Genomic DNA, 17,703 nt, shown 5'->3' on the forward strand with positions numbered 1-17,703 from the left:
TCGTATTGCAAGCGCTAAGGATAGATGCAAAATTGCTGGCGACGGCCACGATCCGGTGGCTGCTGGACGAAGCAGTGAGGTTCGTTGTCGCCAATGATGAACAAGGTCTCTTCCAGCGATATCCCCACGCCAGCGCTGCGTTCCACCGAGCCGAGCCAGCTCGCGACGGAGCTGCTCGAGCGCCTGAAATACCGCATCGGCAAGGACCCGAAGGTCGCCAAGCCCCATGACTGGCTGACGGCGGCGATCCTGGTCGCGCGCGACCGCGTCACCGACAAGTGGATGGATTCCACCCGCAGGACCTATGCTACCGGCGCAAAGCGCGTCTACTACCTGTCGCTGGAGTTCCTGATCGGCCGCCTGATGCGCGATGCCATGACCAATATCGGCATCATGGACGAGATGCGCGAGGCGCTCGCCTCGCTCGGCGTCGACATCGACGTCATCGCCGAACTGGAGCCGGACGCCGCGCTCGGCAACGGCGGCCTTGGCCGACTGGCCGCCTGTTTCATCGAATCGATGGCGACCACGGACGTCCCCGCCTATGGCTACGGCATCCGCTACGTCCACGGCCTGTTCCGCCAGCAACTGGCCGACGGCTGGCAGGTCGAGCTGCCGGAAACCTGGCTGGCCCACGGCAACCCCTGGGAATTCGAGCGGCGCGAAAGCTCCTATGAGATCGGCTTCGGCGGCGCGGTGGAAACCCTCGAAATCGGCGAGGGCCGGCAGCGCTTCGTCTGGAAGCCGGCCGAGCGGGTCATCGCCACGGCCTACGACACCCCGGCCGTCGGCTGGCGCGCGCGGCGCGTCAACACGTTGCGGCTGTGGTCGGCCTATCCGATCGACCCGATCCTGCTTGATGCCTTCAACGCCGGCGACCATATCGGCGCACTGCGTGAGAGCAACAAGGCCGAAAGCCTGACCCGCGTGCTCTACCCCGCCGACGCGACGCCGGCCGGCCAGGAGTTGCGTCTGCGCCAGGAATTTTTCTTCTCCTCGGCCTCGCTGCAGGACATCCTGCGTCGCCACCTGCAGCAGTATCCGGACTTCACCACCCTGCCGGACGCGGTCGCCATCCAGCTCAACGACACACACCCGGCCGTCTCCGTCGCCGAACTGGTGCGCCTGCTCACCGACGTGCACGGGATGGAGTTCGATGCGGCCTGGGATATCGCCCGCAAGACCTTCGCCTACACCAACCACACGCTCCTGCCCGAGGCGCTGGAGAGCTGGCCGGTTCCCCTCGTCGAGCGGCTGCTGCCGCGTCACATGCAGATCGTCTACGCCATCAACGCCAAGATCCTGCTCGAGGCGCGCCGGGAGCGCGGCTACGACGAGCAGACGGTCCGCAACATCTCGCTGATCGAGGAAGGCGGCGAGCGGAGGGTGCGCATGGGCAACCTCGCCTTCGTCGGCTCGCATTCGGTCAACGGCGTCTCTGCGCTCCACACCGAGCTGATGAAGGAGACGGTGTTCGCCGACCTGCACCGGCTGTACCCGAACCGTATCAACAACAAGACCAACGGCATCACCCCGCGTCGCTGGCTGATGCAGTGCAACCCGGGCCTCTTCCACCTGATCAGGGAAGCGATCGGCGACGCCTTCGAGGATGACGCCGAGCGGCTGAAGGACCTGGACCGCTTCGCCGGCGATGCCGCCTTCCAGGAGCGCTTCGCGCAGATCAAGCGACAGAACAAGGTCAGGCTCGCCAATCTCGTGCAGGCCCGCCTCGGCATTCGCCTCAATCCGGACGCGATGTTCGACATCCAGATCAAGCGCATCCACGAGTACAAGCGGCAGTTGCTCAACATCGTCGAGGCCGTCGCGCTCTACGACCAGATCCGTTCGCGCCCGGAACTGGACTGGGTCCCGCGGGTGAAGCTGTTCGCCGGCAAGGCGGCCCCGAGCTATCACAATGCCAAGCTGATCATAAAGCTTGCCAACGACGTTGCCCGTGTCATCAACAACGACCCGGCCGTGCGCGGCCTGCTGAAGGTCGTGTTCGTGCCGAACTACAACGTCTCGCTGGCCGAGGTGATCGTGCCGGGCGCGGACCTGTCGGAGCAGATCTCCACCGCCGGCATGGAAGCCTCCGGCACCGGCAATATGAAGTTCGCGCTGAACGGGGCGCTGACGATCGGAACGCTCGACGGGGCGAATGTCGAGATGCGCGACCATGTCGGCGCCGACAATATCGTCATCTTCGGGATGACGGCCGACGAGGTCGCGCAGTTGCGCACCGAGGGCCACAATCCGCGTGCCATCATCGAGGGTTCACCGGAGCTGTCGCAGGCGCTCTCGGCAATATCCTCCGGCGTATTCTCCCCGGACGACCGCAACCGGTTTGCAGGTCTCATCGATGGGCTCTACAATCACGACTGGTTCATGGTGGCCGCCGACTTCGACGCCTATGCCAGGGCGCAGCGGGACGTGGACCGGCTGTGGAACGACAAGACGGGCTGGAACAGCAAGGCGATCCTCAACACCGCGCGCATGGGCTGGTTCTCCTCCGACCGGACGATCCGACAATACGCAACCGAGATCTGGGGCGCTTGATGGCGAAAAAGGACCCGCTGGAGACACGATCGACGGGTCTGGCGCAGGCCGATATCGTGGCAGTTCTTGAAGGTCGCCATATCGATCCGTTCTCGATCCTGGGCGTCCAATACCTGGGCGACAAGCTTGTCGCCCGTTGCTTCATTCCCCATGCCGACGCCGTCGCCGCCGAGACCCTGGCCGGCAAGCCTGCCGGCGAACTTGCCTGCCTCGATCCGGCAGGTTTCTTCGCCGGACCGCTCACCATCCGCAAGCAGCAGCCGCTGCGCTACCGGGCCCGCAACGCCGGCGGCGAATGGATCGTCGTCGACCCCTATTCGTTCGGCCCGGTGCTGGGCCCGATGGACGACTATTACATCCGGGAAGGTTCGCATCTGCGGCTGTTCGACCGCATGGGCGCCCATCCGCTGACGCTCGAGGGCGCGGACGGGTTCCACTTCGCCGTCTGGGCGCCGAATGCGCAGCGGGTCTCCGTCGTCGGTGACTTCAATGAATGGGACGGGCGTCGCCACGTCATGCGGCTGCGCCGCGACACCGGCATTTGGGAGATTTTCCTGCCCGGCGTGACGGCCGGGCAGGCCTACAAGTACGAGATCGTCGGCAAGAACGGCGAGTTGTTGCCGCTGAAGGCCGATCCCTTCGCCCGGCGCTCGGAGCTGCGGCCGAGGACCGCCTCCATGACAACGCCGGAGATCGGGCAGGACTGGGAGGACGGCGCCCATCGGGAGTTCTGGGCGACCGCCGACGCGCGCCGCCAGCCGATCTCCATCTACGAGGTGCACGCCGGTTCCTGGCAGCGCCGCGACAACGGCGAGATGCTGTCCTGGGACGAGCTCGCCGATCGCCTGATCCCCTACTGCATCGACATGGGCTTCACCCACATCGAGTTCCTGCCGATCTCCGAGTTCCCGTTCGATCCGTCCTGGGGCTACCAGACGACGGGCCTCTATGCCCCGACCGCGCGCTTCGGCGAGCCGGAGGGCTTCGCGCGGTTCGTCAACGGCGCCCACAAGGTCGGCATCGGCGTCATCCTCGACTGGGTGCCGGCGCACTTCCCGACCGACGAGCACGGCCTGCGCTGGTTCGACGGCACCGCGCTCTACGAGCATGAAGACCCGCGCCAGGGCTTTCATCCCGACTGGAACACGGCGATCTACAATTTCGGCCGCCAGGAGGTGCTCGCCTTCCTGATCAACAATGCTCTGTACTGGGCGGAAAAGTTCCACGTCGACGGGCTGCGCGTCGACGCCGTCGCCTCGATGCTCTACCTCGACTATTCGCGCAAGCACGGCGAATGGGTGCCGAACGAATATGGTGGTAACGAGAACCTCGAAGCCGTTCGTTTTCTGCAGTCGATGAACGCCCGCATCTACGGCACACACCCCGGCGTGATGACGATCGCCGAGGAATCCACCTCCTGGCCGAAGGTGTCCCATCCTGTGCACGAGGGAGGTCTCGGCTTCGGCTTTAAGTGGAACATGGGCTTCATGCACGACACGCTTCAGTATCTGGCGCGCGAGTCGGTGCACCGGAAATTCCACCACAACGACATGACCTTCGGCCTGCTCTATGCCTTCTCTGAGAATTTCGTCCTGCCGCTCTCCCATGACGAGGTGGTGCACGGCAAGGGCTCGCTGGTCGCCAAGATGGCGGGGGACGACTGGCAGAAATTCGCAAACCTCAGGGCATACTACGGGTTCATGTGGGGCTATCCGGGCAAGAAGCTGCTGTTCATGGGGCAGGAGTTCGCGCAATGGCGCGAGTGGAGCGAGGACCGCGCACTCGACTGGAACCTGCTCGAATACCCCCTGCACGAGGGCATGCGCCGCCTGGTGCGCGACCTCAACGGTACCTATCGCAAGAAGGAGGCCCTGCACGGGCGCGACTGCGAGGGAGAGGGCTTCGAATGGCTGCTTGCCGACGACCGCGACAACTCGGTGTTCGCCTGGCTGCGCCGCGCGCCCGGCGGACAGCCGGTCGCAGTGGTCACCAACTTCACCCCGGTCCATCGCGAAAACTATCGCATTCCGCTTCCGGTTGAGGGACGATGGAAGGAGATCCTCAACACCGATGCCGAAATCTACGGCGGCTCGGGCAAGGGCAACGGTGGGGCCGTTCAGGCGGCCAGAGAGGATGGGGGGAATGTTGCAGCCTGGGTCTGCCTGCCGCCGCTGGCGACCCTGATGCTGGAGCTGGATGGGTGAACGGACAGTCGGGAGGACACGATGGAGCAGAAGCGAATACAACCCCTCGCGCGTGACGCGATGGCCTACGTTCTGGCGGGCGGGCGGGGGAGCCGCCTGAAAGAACTGACCGACCGTCGCGCCAAGCCAGCCGTCTATTTCGGCGGCAAGGCCCGCATCATCGATTTTGCGCTGTCGAACGCGCTCAATTCCGGCATCCGCCGCATCGGCGTCGCCACCCAGTACAAGGCCCACTCGCTGATCCGGCACCTCCAGCGCGGCTGGAACTTCTTCCGCCCGGAGCGCAAGGAGAGCTTCGACATCCTGCCCGCCAGCCAGCGCGTCTCCGAGACCCAATGGTACGAAGGCACGGCCGACGCGGTCTACCAGAACATCGACATCATCGAGGACTACGGCGTCGAGTACATGGTCATCCTCGCCGGCGACCACATCTACAAGATGGACTACGAGTTGATGCTGCAGCAGCACGTCGATTCCGGCGCCCAGGTGACGATCGGCTGCCTGGAGGTGCCGCGCATGGAGGCGACCGGCTTCGGCGTCATGCACGTCAACGAGAAGGACGAGATCATCGCCTTTGTCGAGAAGCCGGCCGATCCGCCCGGCATCCCCGGAAACCCCGACATGGCGCTCGCCTCGATGGGCATCTACGTCTTCCACACGAAGTTCCTGATGGACCTTCTGCGCCGGGACGCGGCCGATCCCAAATCGACCCGCGATTTCGGCAAGGACATCATCCCCTACATCGTCGAGCACGGAAAGGCAGTGGCTCATCGCTTCACCGCCTCCTGCGTCCGCTCCGACTTCGAGCGCGAAGCCTATTGGCGCGACGTCGGCACGGTCGACGCCTACTGGCAGGCCAACATCGACCTGACCGACGTGACGCCCGAACTCGACATTTACGACAGCACCTGGCCGATCTGGACCTATGCCGAAATCAGGCCGCCGGCAAAATTCGTCCATGACGACGAGAACCGTCGCGGTTCGGCGATTTCCTCGCTCGTCTCCGGCGACTGCATCATCTCCGGGTCGACGCTGCACCGCAGCCTGCTCTTCACCGGCGTGCGGGCCAACTCCTATTCGCGCCTGGAAGGGGCCGTCGTCCTTCCCGACGTGACGATCGGCCGGCATGCCCAGTTGCGCGACGTCGTCATCGACCGCGGCGTGGTGATCCCGGAAGGATTGATCATCGGCGAGGATCCGGAACTCGATGCCAGGCGTTTCCGCAGGACGGAAAATGGCATCTGCCTGATCACGCAGGCGATGATTGACCGGCTAGAGCTCTAGGGTCCCTCCATGAACGTGCTTTCGGTGGCGTCCGAGGTATTTCCGCTGATCAAGACGGGTGGGCTTGCCGACGTCGCCGGCGCCCTGCCGCTGGCGCTAGACGGCAACGGCGTGCGGATGCGCACGCTCCTGCCAGGCTATCCGGCCGTGATGGAGCAGCTCGTCAAGCCGCGGAAGCTGGCGGCGCTGCCCAGCGTCTTCGGCGACGAGATGCGCATCCTCGCCGCCCGGCACGCCGGGCTCGACATGCTCGTGCTGGATGCGCCGGCCTATTTCGACCGCAGCGGCGGCCCCTATGTCGATTCGACCGGCAAGGACTACCCCGACAACTGGAAGCGCTTCGCCGCCCTGTCTTACGCCGCATCCGAGATCGCCCGCGGCATCCTGCCGGACTGGGTGCCCGAGGTCGTCCATGCGCATGACTGGCAGGCGGCGATGACGCCGGTCTACATGCGCTACACCGGCCTGGGGCACATCCCCAACATCATTACCGTGCACAATCTCGCCTTCCAGGGCCAGTTCGGCCCGGACATCTTCCCGCAACTGGGCCTGCCGCCGGACGCCTTCAGCGTCGAAGGGCTCGAATATTACGGCGACGTGTGCTTCCTGAAGGGTGGTCTGCGCACGGCCTGGGAGGTCACGACGGTGAGCCCGACCTATGCGCAGGAAATCACCACCGCGGCGTTCGGCATGGGGCTGGAGGGCCTGATCAACGCCCGCGCGGACGAACTGACGGGCATCGTCAACGGTATCGACACGACCGTGTGGAACCCGAGGACAGACCCGCATATCGCCGCCAACTTCGGCCCGGGCGCCCTGCGCGCCCGCACCAGGAACCGCAAGGCGCTGCATCAGCGCTTCGGCCTTGGCGAGGATGGCGGCCCGCTCTTCTGCGTCGTCTCCCGCCTCACCTGGCAGAAGGGAATCGACCTCATCGCCGAGGTCGCCGACTGGATCGTGGCCGAGGGTGGCAAGCTGGCCGTGCTCGGCTCGGGCGACCAGGGCCTTGAAGGGGCGCTGCTGGCCGCCGCCTCGCGCCATCGCGGGCGCATCGGCATCGTCATCGGATACGACGAACCGCTCTCCCATCTGATGCAGGCCGGCGGCGATGCCATCCTGATCCCGTCGCGCTTCGAGCCGTGCGGGCTGACCCAGCTCTACGGCCTGCGCTACGGCTGCGTGCCGATCGTCGCCCGCACCGGCGGCCTCGCCGATACCGTCATCGATGCCAACCCGGCGGCGCTATCGATCGGCGTCGGCACCGGCTTTCAGTTCGCCCCGGTGAACGCCGACGGCCTGCGCTTTGCCGTTCGCCGCGCTTTGGACGCATTTTCCGAGCCAAAGGTATGGGCACGGCTGCAGAATCAGGGAATGAAATCAGACGTTTCCTGGGAACGCAGCGCAGAACGCTATGCCCACCTCTATTCCAGCCTCCTTGCAAGAGTCTAAGTCATGATCAAGACCGTTTCGACCAAGCCCTACGACGACCAGAAGCCAGGCACCTCCGGCCTGCGCAAGAAGGTGCCCGTTTTCCAGCAGGAGAACTATGCCGAGAACTTCATCCAGTCGATCTTCGATTCCCTGGAAGGGTTCGCCGGCAAAACCCTTGTGATCGGCGGTGACGGTCGCTTCTACAACCGCGAGGTCATCCAGACCGCCATCAAGATGGCGGCTGCGAATGGCTTCGGCCAGGTTCTGGTCGGGCGCGGCGGCATCCTGTCGACGCCCGCAGCCTCCAACATCATCCGCAAGTACAAGGCCTTCGGCGGCATCATCCTGTCGGCCAGCCACAACCCCGGCGGCCCGACGGAGGACTTCGGCATCAAGTACAATACCGGCAATGGCGGCCCCGCGCCGGAGAAGATCACCGATGCGATCCACGCCCGCTCGAAGGTGATCGATCGCTACAAGATCGCCGAGGTGGCGGACATCAATCTCGACCTCGAGGGCACGCAGACCGTCGCCGGCATGACCGTGACGGTCGTCGACCCGGTCACCGACTACGCCGAGATGATGGAGGAACTGTTCGACTTCGACGCGATCCGCGCCATGTTCAAGGGCGGTTTCCGTGTCGTGTTCGACGCCATGAGCGCGGTCACCGGCCCCTATGCCAAGGAAATCATCGAGAATCGCCTCGGTGCGCCCAAGGGCTCGGTCCTCAACTTCGTTCCCCTGCCCGACTTCGGCGGGCACCATCCCGATCCGAACCTCGTGCATGCCCGCGCGCTCTACGAGGCGATGATGGCCGACGATGCCCCGGACTTCGGCGCGGCCTCCGACGGCGACGGCGACCGCAACCTGATCATCGGCCGCGGCATCTTCGTCACGCCGTCCGACAGCCTGGCGCTGCTCGCCGCCAATGCCCATTTCGCGCCCGGCTACAGCAAGGGCCTCTCCGGCATTGCGCGTTCGATGCCGACCAGCGGGGCGGCCGACCGGGTTGCCGAGAAACTGGGTATCGGCCTCTACGAGACGCCGACCGGATGGAAGTTCTTCGGCAATTTGCTCGACGCGGACAAGGTGACGATCTGCGGGGAGGAAAGCGCCGGCACAGGCTCCGACCACGTGCGCGAGAAGGACGGGCTGTGGGCCGTGCTGCTCTGGCTCAACATCCTCGCGGCCCGCAAGGAGAGCGTTCTGGACATCGTCCGCAAGCACTGGGCGACCTACGGCCGCAACTACTATTCCCGGCATGACTACGAGGAAGTGGATGCGAGCGCAGCGAACAGCCTGATTGCGTCGCTGCGCGAGCGGCTCGCCGACCTGCCCGGCAAGAGCTTCAAAGGACTGGTCGTGGAAGAGGCGGACGACTTTGCCTATAACGACCCGATCGACCAGTCGGTCAGCAAGAACCAGGGCATTCGCATCCTGTTCAAGGGCGGCTCGCGCATCGTCTACCGCCTGTCCGGCACGGGCACGTCGGGCGCCACGCTGCGCGTCTATCTCGAGCGCTACGAGCCGGACGCCTCGCGTCACGACATCGATACGCAGGAGGCGCTGGCCGATCTGATCGCCGCCGCCGACGAGATCGCCGGCATCAAGGCCCGCACCGGCCGCGACGCCCCGAGCGTGATCACCTGAGCATGGCAGCGCCCTTCCCCGCCGCCGCCGCCGCGCCAATGCCGGCGGAGCGCCTTGGCGCAACCGTCGTCGACGGCGGCGTCGCCTTTGCCGCCGCCTCGCGCGACGCTACGCGGCTTGACCTGTGCCTGTTCGACGACGCGGGTGAGCGGGAGATCCGGCGCGTGCCGATGCAGCGCGACGCCAACAACGTGCACCGGGCGTTCGTCGCCGGAGCGGGTCCGGGAACTCGCTACGGCCTGCGCGCCGACGGCATCTATTCGCCCGACCATGGGCTGTGGTTCGACCCGGCCAAGCTGCTGGTCGATCCCTATGCCAAGCAACTGGACCGGCGCTTCGTCCACGACCCCCGCCTCGCGCGCCGTGGCGAGGACACGGCGGATCTCGTGCCGAAGGCCATCGTCACGCTCGACCGGCCGGCGCCGGTCGCCGCCCCGCTCTTCCGGCCGGGCGGCGTCGTCTACGAGATCGCCGTGCGCGGCTTCACCATGCGCCACCCGGATATTCCCGAAGAAATGCGCGGCACCGTCGGAGCGCTGGCGCACCCGGCCGTGCTCGCCCACCTGCGGCGCATCGGCGTCGATGCGGTCGAACTGATGCCGATCGTCGCCTGGATCGACGAACGCCATCTGCCGCCGCTCGGACTTCACAACTACTGGGGGTACAACCCGATCGCGCTGATGGCGGTGGACCCACGGCTCGCGCCGGGCGGCATGACCGAACTTGCGGCCACGGTGGCGGCGCTGCATGGCGCGGGCATCGGCGTCATTCTCGACCTCGTCTTCAACCACTCCGGCGAAAGCGATCGTTTCGGTACCACCTTGTCCATGCGCGGGCTCGACAACCTCGCCTACTATCGTCACCTGCCCGGGCGCCCCGGCGAACTGACCAACGACACGGGCTGCGGCAACACGCTGGCTTGCGAACATCCGGTCGTGCGGCAGCTGATCCTCGACACCATGCGCCACTTCGTCGTCCACGCCGGCATCGACGGCTTCCGCTTCGACCTCGCGGCAGTACTCGGGCGCAGCCCCGAGGCGTTCGACCCGAAGGCCGCCATGTTCACTGAAATGCTGGCCGACCCCGTTCTCGGCGATCGCGTCCTGATCGCCGAGCCCTGGGACATCGGCCCGGGCGGGTACCAGCTGGGGAACTTTCCGCCACCCTTCCTTGAGTGGAACGACCGGTTCCGCGACGACACACGCCTGTTCTGGCGCGGCGATGCCGGCCGGCTCGGTGCCTTCGCCACCGTCCTGTGCGGCTCCTCGAACATCTTCCAGCGCGCCGGACAGATGGCGACCCGCAGCGTCAATTTCGTCGCCGCGCATGACGGCTTCACCCTGATGGACCTCGTGTCCTATGCCGCAAAGCACAACGAGGCGAACGGCGAGGACAACCGCGACGGCCACAACGACAACCATTCCTGGAACAACGGCGTCGAAGGACAATCCGGCGATCTCTTGGTGCGCGCAGCCCGAAAGCGCGACGTCAAGGCGCTGCTCGCCAGCCTGTTCGTCTCCAAAGGGACGGTTTTGCTGACTGCCGGCGACGACGGCGGGCGCAGCCAGCGCGGCAACAACAACGCCTACTGCCAGGACAACGAGACCGCCTGGCTCGACTGGACCGCGCTGGACCAGGACCTGATCGCTCACACCGGAAGGCTCGCCCAGATCCGCCGGCGCTTCGGCGCGCTGGCCCGGACCGCCTTCTTCGACGGTTGCGGCGACGTCGAATGGCTTCGGCCCGACGGCGCGCCAATGCAGGTGGGCGACTGGGAGACGCCGGCCGCCGCCGCGCTCGTGATGGTGCTGACCACCCCGGACGCGGAGAGCAAGGAAATCGTCCGCCTCGCCATCTGCGTCAACAGGGGACATGACCCGGTACCGGTGCGGCTTCCCCCGGCAGACGGCAGGGTCTGGCTCGGCCTCCTCGCCGACTCCGACGAGCCACCGGGACTGATGGCGCCGCGCAGTCTCGACATCCTCGTGGAACAAGCCTGATCCGAGGGGCGTTCCGGACCTTCGCAAGCACCTGTTCCGCATGCAAATCACGGCGAAGAACGGGGGTTACGATTCCGCGATCCATGCGCTACACATCGCTGGAAAGTTGCTGGGTGAGAGGTCTGTCGATGCCGCGCGATATCCATCTTGGTGAGGTCAGGGACCTGGTCGGCCAGGAGATCGGCGTGTCCAAGTGGTTCACGGTCGATCAGACCATGATCGACCGGTTCGCCGAGGCGACGCAGGACCACCAGTTCATCCATACCGATCCCGTGCGCGCCGCCGAGGAAACCCCCTTCGGCGGAACGATCGCCCACGGCTTCCTGTCGCTGTCCTTGCTGTCGGCAATGAACTACGATTGCCTGCCGCGGGTGATCGAGCAGACGATGGGCATCAATTACGGCTTCGACAAGGTGCGCTTCATGGCGCCGGTGAAATGCGGCGCGCGCGTGCGCGGCCGCTTCACGATGGCCGAGGCCCGCTTCCGGGGCGCGGGCATGCTGATGTGCACTTATGACGTGACCGTCGACATCGAGAACGAACGCAAACCGGCACTGACGGCAACCTGGCAGACGATCATCCAGTTCGACCCCAAGGACCGCCCGGCTGACGCCTGACACTGCCGAGGCGGCTTGAACTCACAATGTGCCACGTGCCCTGGCGCTGTCGCGTTCACGGCCCCCGATCGCCTTCACGGCAAACCGCCATTCTTCTTTCATGCATCGACGGAAGCCCCGGCCGCCGCAAAGCGTCCGGCCGGGCACGCCCGCTCAGAGACCCGCGTCCTCGGCGCCTTCGGCGAGCATGCCGAAGGCATAGGGTGCAAACGACCGCCAGCATTCGATGCGGTAGTCCTGCTCGTCCGTGCGGAAGATGATCACCTCGATCTTTCCGAGCACGGTGCGCGCGCAGGCGCCGACCGGGAACACGGACGGGGAGAGGTCGTGCGGGCTGGCGCTCGCGACGGCCTCGGCCGCCTTCGGTCCGGCGACGAGGATCGCGGTGTTGCGATGGGAGACGTCGACGGCCGAGTGCAGCGCGTTCGCCTTTGCCGCCGCGGCGGCAAGATCGGCCCCCTTCTCGTCGATCAGCAGCCACTCGTCCGGTCCGAGCCAAAGGGCATGGCGACCGTCCTTCGACGCAGAGCTCTTCGGCTTGGTCGGCAGCTCGACGCCGAGCACCCGTGACAGCGCTTTGAGCGCGTCGGGCGCCGCCCGCAGCGACAGGCGCGTGGCCGGCCCGGCGGCGGTGACATGGGCGGCGGCGGAGCCGCCGTGAAAGCCGCCGAGCGCGGCCTTGCGCAGTGCTTGATCAGCCATTGAGGCGTGCTCCTTCCTTGTCGATGAAGACCATGTCGGTGACTTCGACCGCGATCGTGCGGTCGGGCATCGGCACATAGAGGGTCTGGCCCATGCGGGCCTGCCCGCCGGCGACGAGCGCCAGCGCGATCGACCGCCCGCAGTTCTCCGACCAGTAGGACGAGGTGACGTGGCCGAGCATCTTCATCGGAATCGGCTGGTTCGGATCGTCGACGATCTGCGCGCCCTCCTCCAGCACCACCTTCGGATCCTTGGTCTTCAGGCCGACAAGCTGCTTGCGGCCTTCGGCGACGAGGTCTGGGCGCTTCAGCCCGCGGATCCCGACAAAGTCCGGCTTCTTCTTCGACACCGCCCAGCCAAGGCCCGCGTCATAGGGCGTGACCGTGCCGTCGGTGTCCTGGCCGACGATGATGTAGCCCTTCTCGGCGCGCAGGACGTGCATCGTCTCCGTGCCGTAGGCGCAGGCGCCCATCGGCTCGGCCCGGGCCCAGATCGCCTCCCAGACCGCCTGGCCGTAGTCGGCGGGAACGTTGACCTCGTAGCCGGTCTCGCCGGTGAACGACATGCGGAACAGCCGCGTCGGCACGCCGCAGATCTTGCCCTCGCGCACGCTCATGTGCGGGAACGCCTCGTTGGAAAGGTCGATGCCCTCGACCAGCGGCTCAAGGATCTCGCGGGCCTTCGGCCCCTGCACAGCGATCACCGACCACTGTTCGGTGGTCGAGGTCAGCCACACCTTCAGGTGCGGGAACTCGGTCTGGAGATAGTCCTCCATGTGGTGCATCACCCGTGGCGCGCCGCCGGTGGTGGTGGTCACGTGGAAGCGGTCCTCGGCGATGCGGCCGACGACGCCGTCGTCATAGACGAAACCGTCCTCGCGCAGCATGATGCCGTAGCGGCAGCGGCCCGGCTTCAGCGTATCCCACGCGTTGGTATAGAGCAGGTTGAGGAACGCGGCCGCATCCGGGCCGACGACCTCGATCTTGCCGAGCGTCGAGGCGTCGAACAGGCCCGCCACCTCGCGCACGGTCTTGCACTCGCGGTTGACCGCTTCGTGCATGGTCTCGCCGGCGCGCGGGTAGTACCAGGCACGCTTCCACTGCCCGACGTCCTCGAAGACGGCACCGTGCGCCTCTTCCCAGGCTTGGATCGGCGTCTTGCGCGCCGGGTCGAACAGCTCGCCGCGCGAGTGGTTGATGATGGTGCCGAACGTCACCGGCGTGTAGGGCGCGCGGAACGTGGTCAGGCCGACTTTCGGGATGTCGCGACGCAGGGTCTCCGCGGCGATCGCCAGCCCATGGATGTTGGACAGCTTGCCCTGGTCCGTCGCCATGCCGTTGGTGGTGAAGCGCTTGATGTGCTCGATCGAGTGCATGCCCTCGCGCACGGCCAGGCGGATGTCCTTGGCGCAGACGTCGTTCTGGAAGTCGATGAAGGCCTTGACGTTCGCGTCCGCGCCCGCCCCTTCGGCCGCACCGGCCATGCCGCCCGACCACTCAAAGGCGTTCTGGGCGCGGATCTCGACCTTGCCGCCGCCCTTGTTGCCGGTGGCGCGCGCCATCAGCTGGCCGGCGGCCAGTGCCTCGTCGATCGCCGCCTGCAGGCCGCTGGTGCCGTTGCAGGCGCCGACCGAGGTGCATTCCTGGGCATAGGTGCCGGGCAGGAACTGGCCGCTCTGCGCGTCATAGGCGACCTTGCCGCGCGACTGCGAGAACATGTGCACCGACGGCGTCCAGCCGGCCGAGGTCAGCAGCGCATCCACGGCGAAGGCACGCTTGCCGCCGCCGCCGTTGCGCTCGACCGTCATCGAAGAGACGCGTCGATGCCCCTTGGTGTCGACGACCGAATGGCCGACCAGCACGTCGATGCCGAGTCCACGGGCCTCGTTGAGCACGGCCTCGCCCGGCTTGGTGCGGTTGTCGACGATCACGGCGATCTCCACCCCGGCCCGCTTCAGGTCGAAGGCCGCCTCATAGGCCGAATCGCTGGCGGTATAGACGCCGATCTTCTTGCCGACGGCAACGCCGAAGTGGTTGAGGAAGGTGCGCGCGGCCGAAGCCAGCATGATGCCCGGGCGATCGTTGTTGGCGAACACCATGTGGCGCTCGATCGCGCCGGTGGCGAGGATCACGCGCCTGGCGCGCACCTGCCACATCCGCTCGCGCGGCAGCTTCTTGTCCGGTCGCGCCAGGTGGTCGGTGACACGTTCGGCCAGGGCGACGAAGTTCTGGGCGTAGTAGCCGAAGGCGGTCGTGCGGGTCAGCACCGTGACGTTGTCCATCGCCGCCAGCCGCTCGGCCGTCGTCTGCGCCCAGGCGTAACCCTCCTCGCCGTCGACCTTGACCGACTTGTCGAAGTGCAGCGCGCCGCCGACCTCCGGCTGCTCGTCGCAGAGGATCACGCGGGCGCCGCTCTCAGCCGCGGCCAGCGCCGCCGACAGGCCGGCGATGCCGGCGCCGATGACGAGGACGTCGCAATGGGCGAAGCGGTTGGCATAATGGTCGGTATCGGCCTCCGTCGGCGACACGCCGAGTCCGGCGGCCGCCCGGATGCGCGGCTCGTAGATCTTCTCCCAGGCCTTCTTCGGCCACATGAAGGTCTTGTAGTAAAAGCCGGCGGCGAAGAAGGGCGAAAGGTAGTTGTTGACGCCGCCGACGTCGAAGGCGAGCGAGGGCCAGCGGTTCTGCGAGCTGATCCTGGCGCCGTCGAATACCTCCTGCACGGTGGCGCGCACGTTCGGCTGCTTGCGGGCGGCGTCGCGCTCGACGTCGATCAGCGCGTTCGGCTCCTCCGCTCCGGCGGAGACGACGCCGCGCGGACGGTGATACTTGAACGAGCGGCCGACAAGGTGAACGCCGTTGGCGAGCAGCGCGGAGGCGACGGTGTCACCCTCCAGCGCCTCGTAGCTCTTGCCGTCGAAGGTGAAGCGCGCTTTGCGGGCGGGGGTGAGACGGCCTGCACCTGCGATACGATTTGCCCCGCTCATTCTGCCAGTCCTTCCGTAGCTTCATAGGTTTCGACGGTCTTCTCCGTCGCCGCGACCGGCGCCGGGGAGAGATCCGGCTTGGGCAGGCCGGCCTTGTAGGTCGTGACGAACTTGTCGCTCACGGTGTCGCGCGCTGCGTTGAAGAAGCGGCCACAGCCATGGATGTGGCGCCAGCGCTCGTAGATGAGGCCCTTGACGTTGTCGCGCAGGAAGAAAAAGGCCTCGAACTCCTCGTCCGAGATGTCCGCGATGTTGGTCGGGCGCACGATGTGCGCGTCGCCGGCGTTGCGGAACTCCAGCTCCGGACGCTCTTCCTCGCAATAGGGGCAATGGATCAGCAGCATCTTGTCGTCTCCTGCCTGGCACGATCCTTCCGGGACGGCGCAGGCGATTTCCGATATCAGTGGGCCACGGCGGCGGCGGCCGCCTCGTCGATCAGGCGCCCGGTGCGGAACCGCTCCATCGTGAACGGCGCGTTGATCGGGTGCGGCTCGTCGCGCGCGATCGTGTGGGCGAAGACATGGGCCGAGCCCGGCGTCGCCTTGAAGCCGCCAGTGCCCCAGCCGCAGTTGACGTAGAGCCCCTTGACCGGCGTCTTGGCCAGGATCGGCGAGCGGTCCGGCGTCACGTCGACGATGCCGCCCCAGGAGCGCATCATCTTCATGCGGTTGAACATCGGGAACAGTTCGCAGATCGCGTCGAGCGTGTGGTTGATGATGTGCAGGCCGCCGGTCTGCGAATAGGACTGGTACTGGTCCGTGCCGGCGCCGATCACCAGTTCGCCCTTGTCCGACTGCGAGATGTAGGCGTGGACGGTGTTCGACATCACCACGCACGGGAAGATCGGCTTGACCGGCTCCGACACCAGCGCCTGCAGCGGGTAGCTGAGCAGCGGCATGCGGATATCGGCCATCTGCATGACGACCGAGGTGTGGCCGGCGGCGACGACGCCCACCTTCTTGGCGTTGATCGGGCCGCGTGAAGTCTCGACGCCCGCGACCGAGCCGTCCGCATTGCGGCGGATGCCGGTCACCTCGCAGTTCTGGATGATGTGAACGCCGCGATCGGACGCGCCGCGGGCATAGCCCCAGGCGACCGCGTCGTGGCGCGCGGTGCCGCCCTTGCGCTGCAGCGCCGCGCCGACGATCGGATAGCGGGCCGAACGCGAGATGTCGAGCGGCGGGCAGTAGTCCTTCGCCTGTTCCGGCGTCAGCCACTCGTTGTCGACGCCGTTCAGCCGGTTAGAATGGATGTGGCGCTTGAACACCTGCTCATCGTGAATGTTGTGGGCGAGCATCATCACGCCGCGCGGCGAATACATCACGTTGTAGTTCATGTCCTGGGACAGGTTGTCCCAGAGCTTCAGCGCGTGGTTATAGAGCGCAGCGCTCTCGTCGTAGAGATAGTTGGAGCGGATGATGGTGGTGTTGCGGCCGGTGTTGCCGCCACCGAGCCAACCCTTCTCGAGCACGGCGATGTTGGTGATGCCGTGTTCCTTGGCGAGATAATAGGCGGTCCCGAGGCCGTGGCCACCCGCGCCGATGATGATGACGTCGTACTCCTTGCGCGGCTCGGGCGAGGCCCACTGCGGCTCCCATCCCTTGTGGCCGCGCAGCGCTTCGCGTGCGACGGCAAAGACCGAATATTTGCGCATCCGCCTCTACTCCGTATATGTCCGGGTCGATTTCCGTGTTGCCGATAGAAAGCAAATCTCGGGAGGTTACAACGGTTTCTTTGCGACGCATTCCGCCGCGCCTTGTGTCGCAAGCGACATGGGTCCAGAGGCCGAATGTCGCAGGGCGATTTTCCCGGTGTGCCGAATTTTCCCGGCCTTTCCGCTGCACCGTCTGGACTTCGGTACACGGTTCTGCTATCGCACCTCTCAGTCGCACGCCCTCCGGGCTGCGAAATGACAGATATATTGCCTCGTCGACCTGGATCGAGGCTTCCAACTCAAACCGAAGGAACGGGATTCTCGTGCAGGTACTAGTCCGCGATAACAACGTCGATCAGGCGCTCCGCGCTCTCAAGAAGAAGATGCAGCGCGAAGGTATCTTCCGCGAAATGAAGATGCGGGACTATTACGAAAAGCCGTCGCAGAAGCGCGCCCGCGAGAAGGCCGAGGCCGTTCGCCGCGTCCGCAAGCTCGCCCGCAAGCGCGCCCAGCGCGAGGGCTTGATCAGCGGTGGCCGCAGCGGTCGTTGATCGGTCGTTTTTTCGACGTTTTCCGATGCAAGGTCTGGCGGGGGCGAATTTTCGCCGCCGCCTTTTTT

Annotated in this window: 12 protein-coding genes; 8 read left to right on the top strand and 4 right to left on the bottom strand. The window is 66.1% G+C overall.

Annotated features, from left to right (window positions below; genetic code table 11):
* Positions 1-96 precede the first annotated feature (96 nt).
* The 7 genes from ACXAGF_RS15715 to ACXAGF_RS15745 all read left to right on the top strand — a co-directional run bounded on the left by ACXAGF_RS15715 (position 97) and on the right by ACXAGF_RS15745 (position 11,742).
* Positions 97-2,556 carry a glycogen/starch/alpha-glucan phosphorylase gene (locus tag ACXAGF_RS15715; RefSeq protein WP_475019319.1) on the top strand — a complete coding sequence of 820 codons (2,460 nt, stop codon included), beginning with the start codon at positions 97-99 and terminating at the stop codon, positions 2,554-2,556.
* Complete coding sequence (gene glgB / locus ACXAGF_RS15720; protein ID WP_475018315.1) at positions 2,556-4,760, top strand: 1,4-alpha-glucan branching protein GlgB; 2,205 nt, start codon at positions 2,556-2,558, stop codon at positions 4,758-4,760. The genes ACXAGF_RS15715 and glgB overlap by 1 nt, the downstream gene beginning before the upstream one ends.
* Positions 4,761-4,781: 21 nt before the next feature.
* Positions 4,782-6,044, top strand: coding sequence for a glucose-1-phosphate adenylyltransferase (gene glgC / locus ACXAGF_RS15725; RefSeq protein ID WP_475018316.1), 1,263 nt, complete (start codon positions 4,782-4,784; stop codon positions 6,042-6,044).
* Between the two features lie 9 nt (positions 6,045-6,053).
* Positions 6,054-7,493, top strand: a complete 1,440-nt coding sequence (gene glgA / locus ACXAGF_RS15730) for a glycogen synthase GlgA (protein WP_475018317.1) — start codon at positions 6,054-6,056, stop codon at positions 7,491-7,493.
* A 3-nt stretch (positions 7,494-7,496) separates the two neighbouring features.
* On the top strand, positions 7,497-9,125 hold the full coding sequence (locus ACXAGF_RS15735; RefSeq protein WP_475018318.1) for an alpha-D-glucose phosphate-specific phosphoglucomutase: 1,629 nt from the start codon (positions 7,497-7,499) through the stop codon (positions 9,123-9,125).
* Positions 9,126-9,127: 2 nt separating this feature from the next.
* Entirely contained in the window at positions 9,128-11,125 is a 1,998-nt protein-coding gene (gene glgX / locus ACXAGF_RS15740) for a glycogen debranching protein GlgX (RefSeq protein ID WP_475018319.1), read from the top strand.
* A gap of 128 nt (positions 11,126-11,253) precedes the next feature.
* Entirely contained in the window at positions 11,254-11,742 is a 489-nt protein-coding gene (locus ACXAGF_RS15745) for a MaoC family dehydratase (protein WP_475018320.1), read from the top strand.
* Between the two features lie 153 nt (positions 11,743-11,895).
* On the opposite strand, the gene ACXAGF_RS15750 is transcribed toward ACXAGF_RS15745, so the two are convergent.
* The 4 genes from ACXAGF_RS15750 to ACXAGF_RS15765 are packed head-to-tail and all read right to left on the bottom strand — an operon-like array spanning position 11,896 to position 17,084.
* The gene (locus tag ACXAGF_RS15750; protein ID WP_475018321.1) at positions 11,896-12,444 is read right to left on the bottom strand and encodes a sarcosine oxidase subunit gamma; all 549 of its coding nucleotides are present in this window, start codon (positions 12,442-12,444) and stop codon (positions 11,896-11,898) included.
* Positions 12,437-15,430, bottom strand: coding sequence for a sarcosine oxidase subunit alpha (locus ACXAGF_RS15755; protein WP_475018322.1), 2,994 nt, complete (start codon positions 15,428-15,430; stop codon positions 12,437-12,439). The genes ACXAGF_RS15750 and ACXAGF_RS15755 overlap by 8 nt, the downstream gene beginning before the upstream one ends.
* Positions 15,427-15,774, bottom strand: a complete 348-nt coding sequence (locus ACXAGF_RS15760) for a sarcosine oxidase subunit delta (protein ID WP_475018323.1) — start codon at positions 15,772-15,774, stop codon at positions 15,427-15,429. Before ACXAGF_RS15760 ends, ACXAGF_RS15755 begins: the two co-directional genes overlap by 4 nt.
* A gap of 56 nt (positions 15,775-15,830) precedes the next feature.
* Positions 15,831-17,084, bottom strand: coding sequence for a sarcosine oxidase subunit beta (locus tag ACXAGF_RS15765; protein ID WP_475018324.1), 1,254 nt, complete (start codon positions 17,082-17,084; stop codon positions 15,831-15,833).
* A gap of 323 nt (positions 17,085-17,407) precedes the next feature.
* Between ACXAGF_RS15765 and rpsU the strand changes: the two genes are divergently transcribed.
* Entirely contained in the window at positions 17,408-17,635 is a 228-nt protein-coding gene (gene rpsU, locus ACXAGF_RS15770; protein WP_475018325.1) for a 30S ribosomal protein S21, read from the top strand.
* Positions 17,636-17,703 lie beyond the last annotated feature (68 nt).

This window comes from Mycoplana sp. ABR4_002 (assembly GCF_056159645.1).

What these genes read in the sequence shown, in the direction of transcription:
- ACXAGF_RS15760 (WP_475018323.1), bottom strand. Translation starts at nt 15,774, where the DNA reads ATGCTGCTGATCCATTGCCCCTATTGCGAGGAAGAGCGTCCGGAGCTG.
- ACXAGF_RS15745 (WP_475018320.1), top strand. Translation starts at nt 11,254, where the DNA reads ATGCCGCGCGATATCCATCTTGGTGAGGTCAGGGACCTGGTCGGCCAG.
- ACXAGF_RS15715 (WP_475019319.1), top strand. Translation starts at nt 97, where the DNA reads ATGAACAAGGTCTCTTCCAGCGATATCCCCACGCCAGCGCTGCGTTCC.
- ACXAGF_RS15755 (WP_475018322.1), bottom strand. Translation starts at nt 15,430, where the DNA reads ATGAGCGGGGCAAATCGTATCGCAGGTGCAGGCCGTCTCACCCCCGCC.
- glgB (WP_475018315.1), top strand. Translation starts at nt 2,556, where the DNA reads ATGGCGAAAAAGGACCCGCTGGAGACACGATCGACGGGTCTGGCGCAG.
- ACXAGF_RS15750 (WP_475018321.1), bottom strand. Translation starts at nt 12,444, where the DNA reads ATGGCTGATCAAGCACTGCGCAAGGCCGCGCTCGGCGGCTTTCACGGC.
- ACXAGF_RS15765 (WP_475018324.1), bottom strand. Translation starts at nt 17,084, where the DNA reads ATGCGCAAATATTCGGTCTTTGCCGTCGCACGCGAAGCGCTGCGCGGC.
- glgA (WP_475018317.1), top strand. Translation starts at nt 6,054, where the DNA reads ATGAACGTGCTTTCGGTGGCGTCCGAGGTATTTCCGCTGATCAAGACG.
- ACXAGF_RS15735 (WP_475018318.1), top strand. Translation starts at nt 7,497, where the DNA reads ATGATCAAGACCGTTTCGACCAAGCCCTACGACGACCAGAAGCCAGGC.
- glgC (WP_475018316.1), top strand. Translation starts at nt 4,782, where the DNA reads ATGGAGCAGAAGCGAATACAACCCCTCGCGCGTGACGCGATGGCCTAC.
- glgX (WP_475018319.1), top strand. Translation starts at nt 9,128, where the DNA reads ATGGCAGCGCCCTTCCCCGCCGCCGCCGCCGCGCCAATGCCGGCGGAG.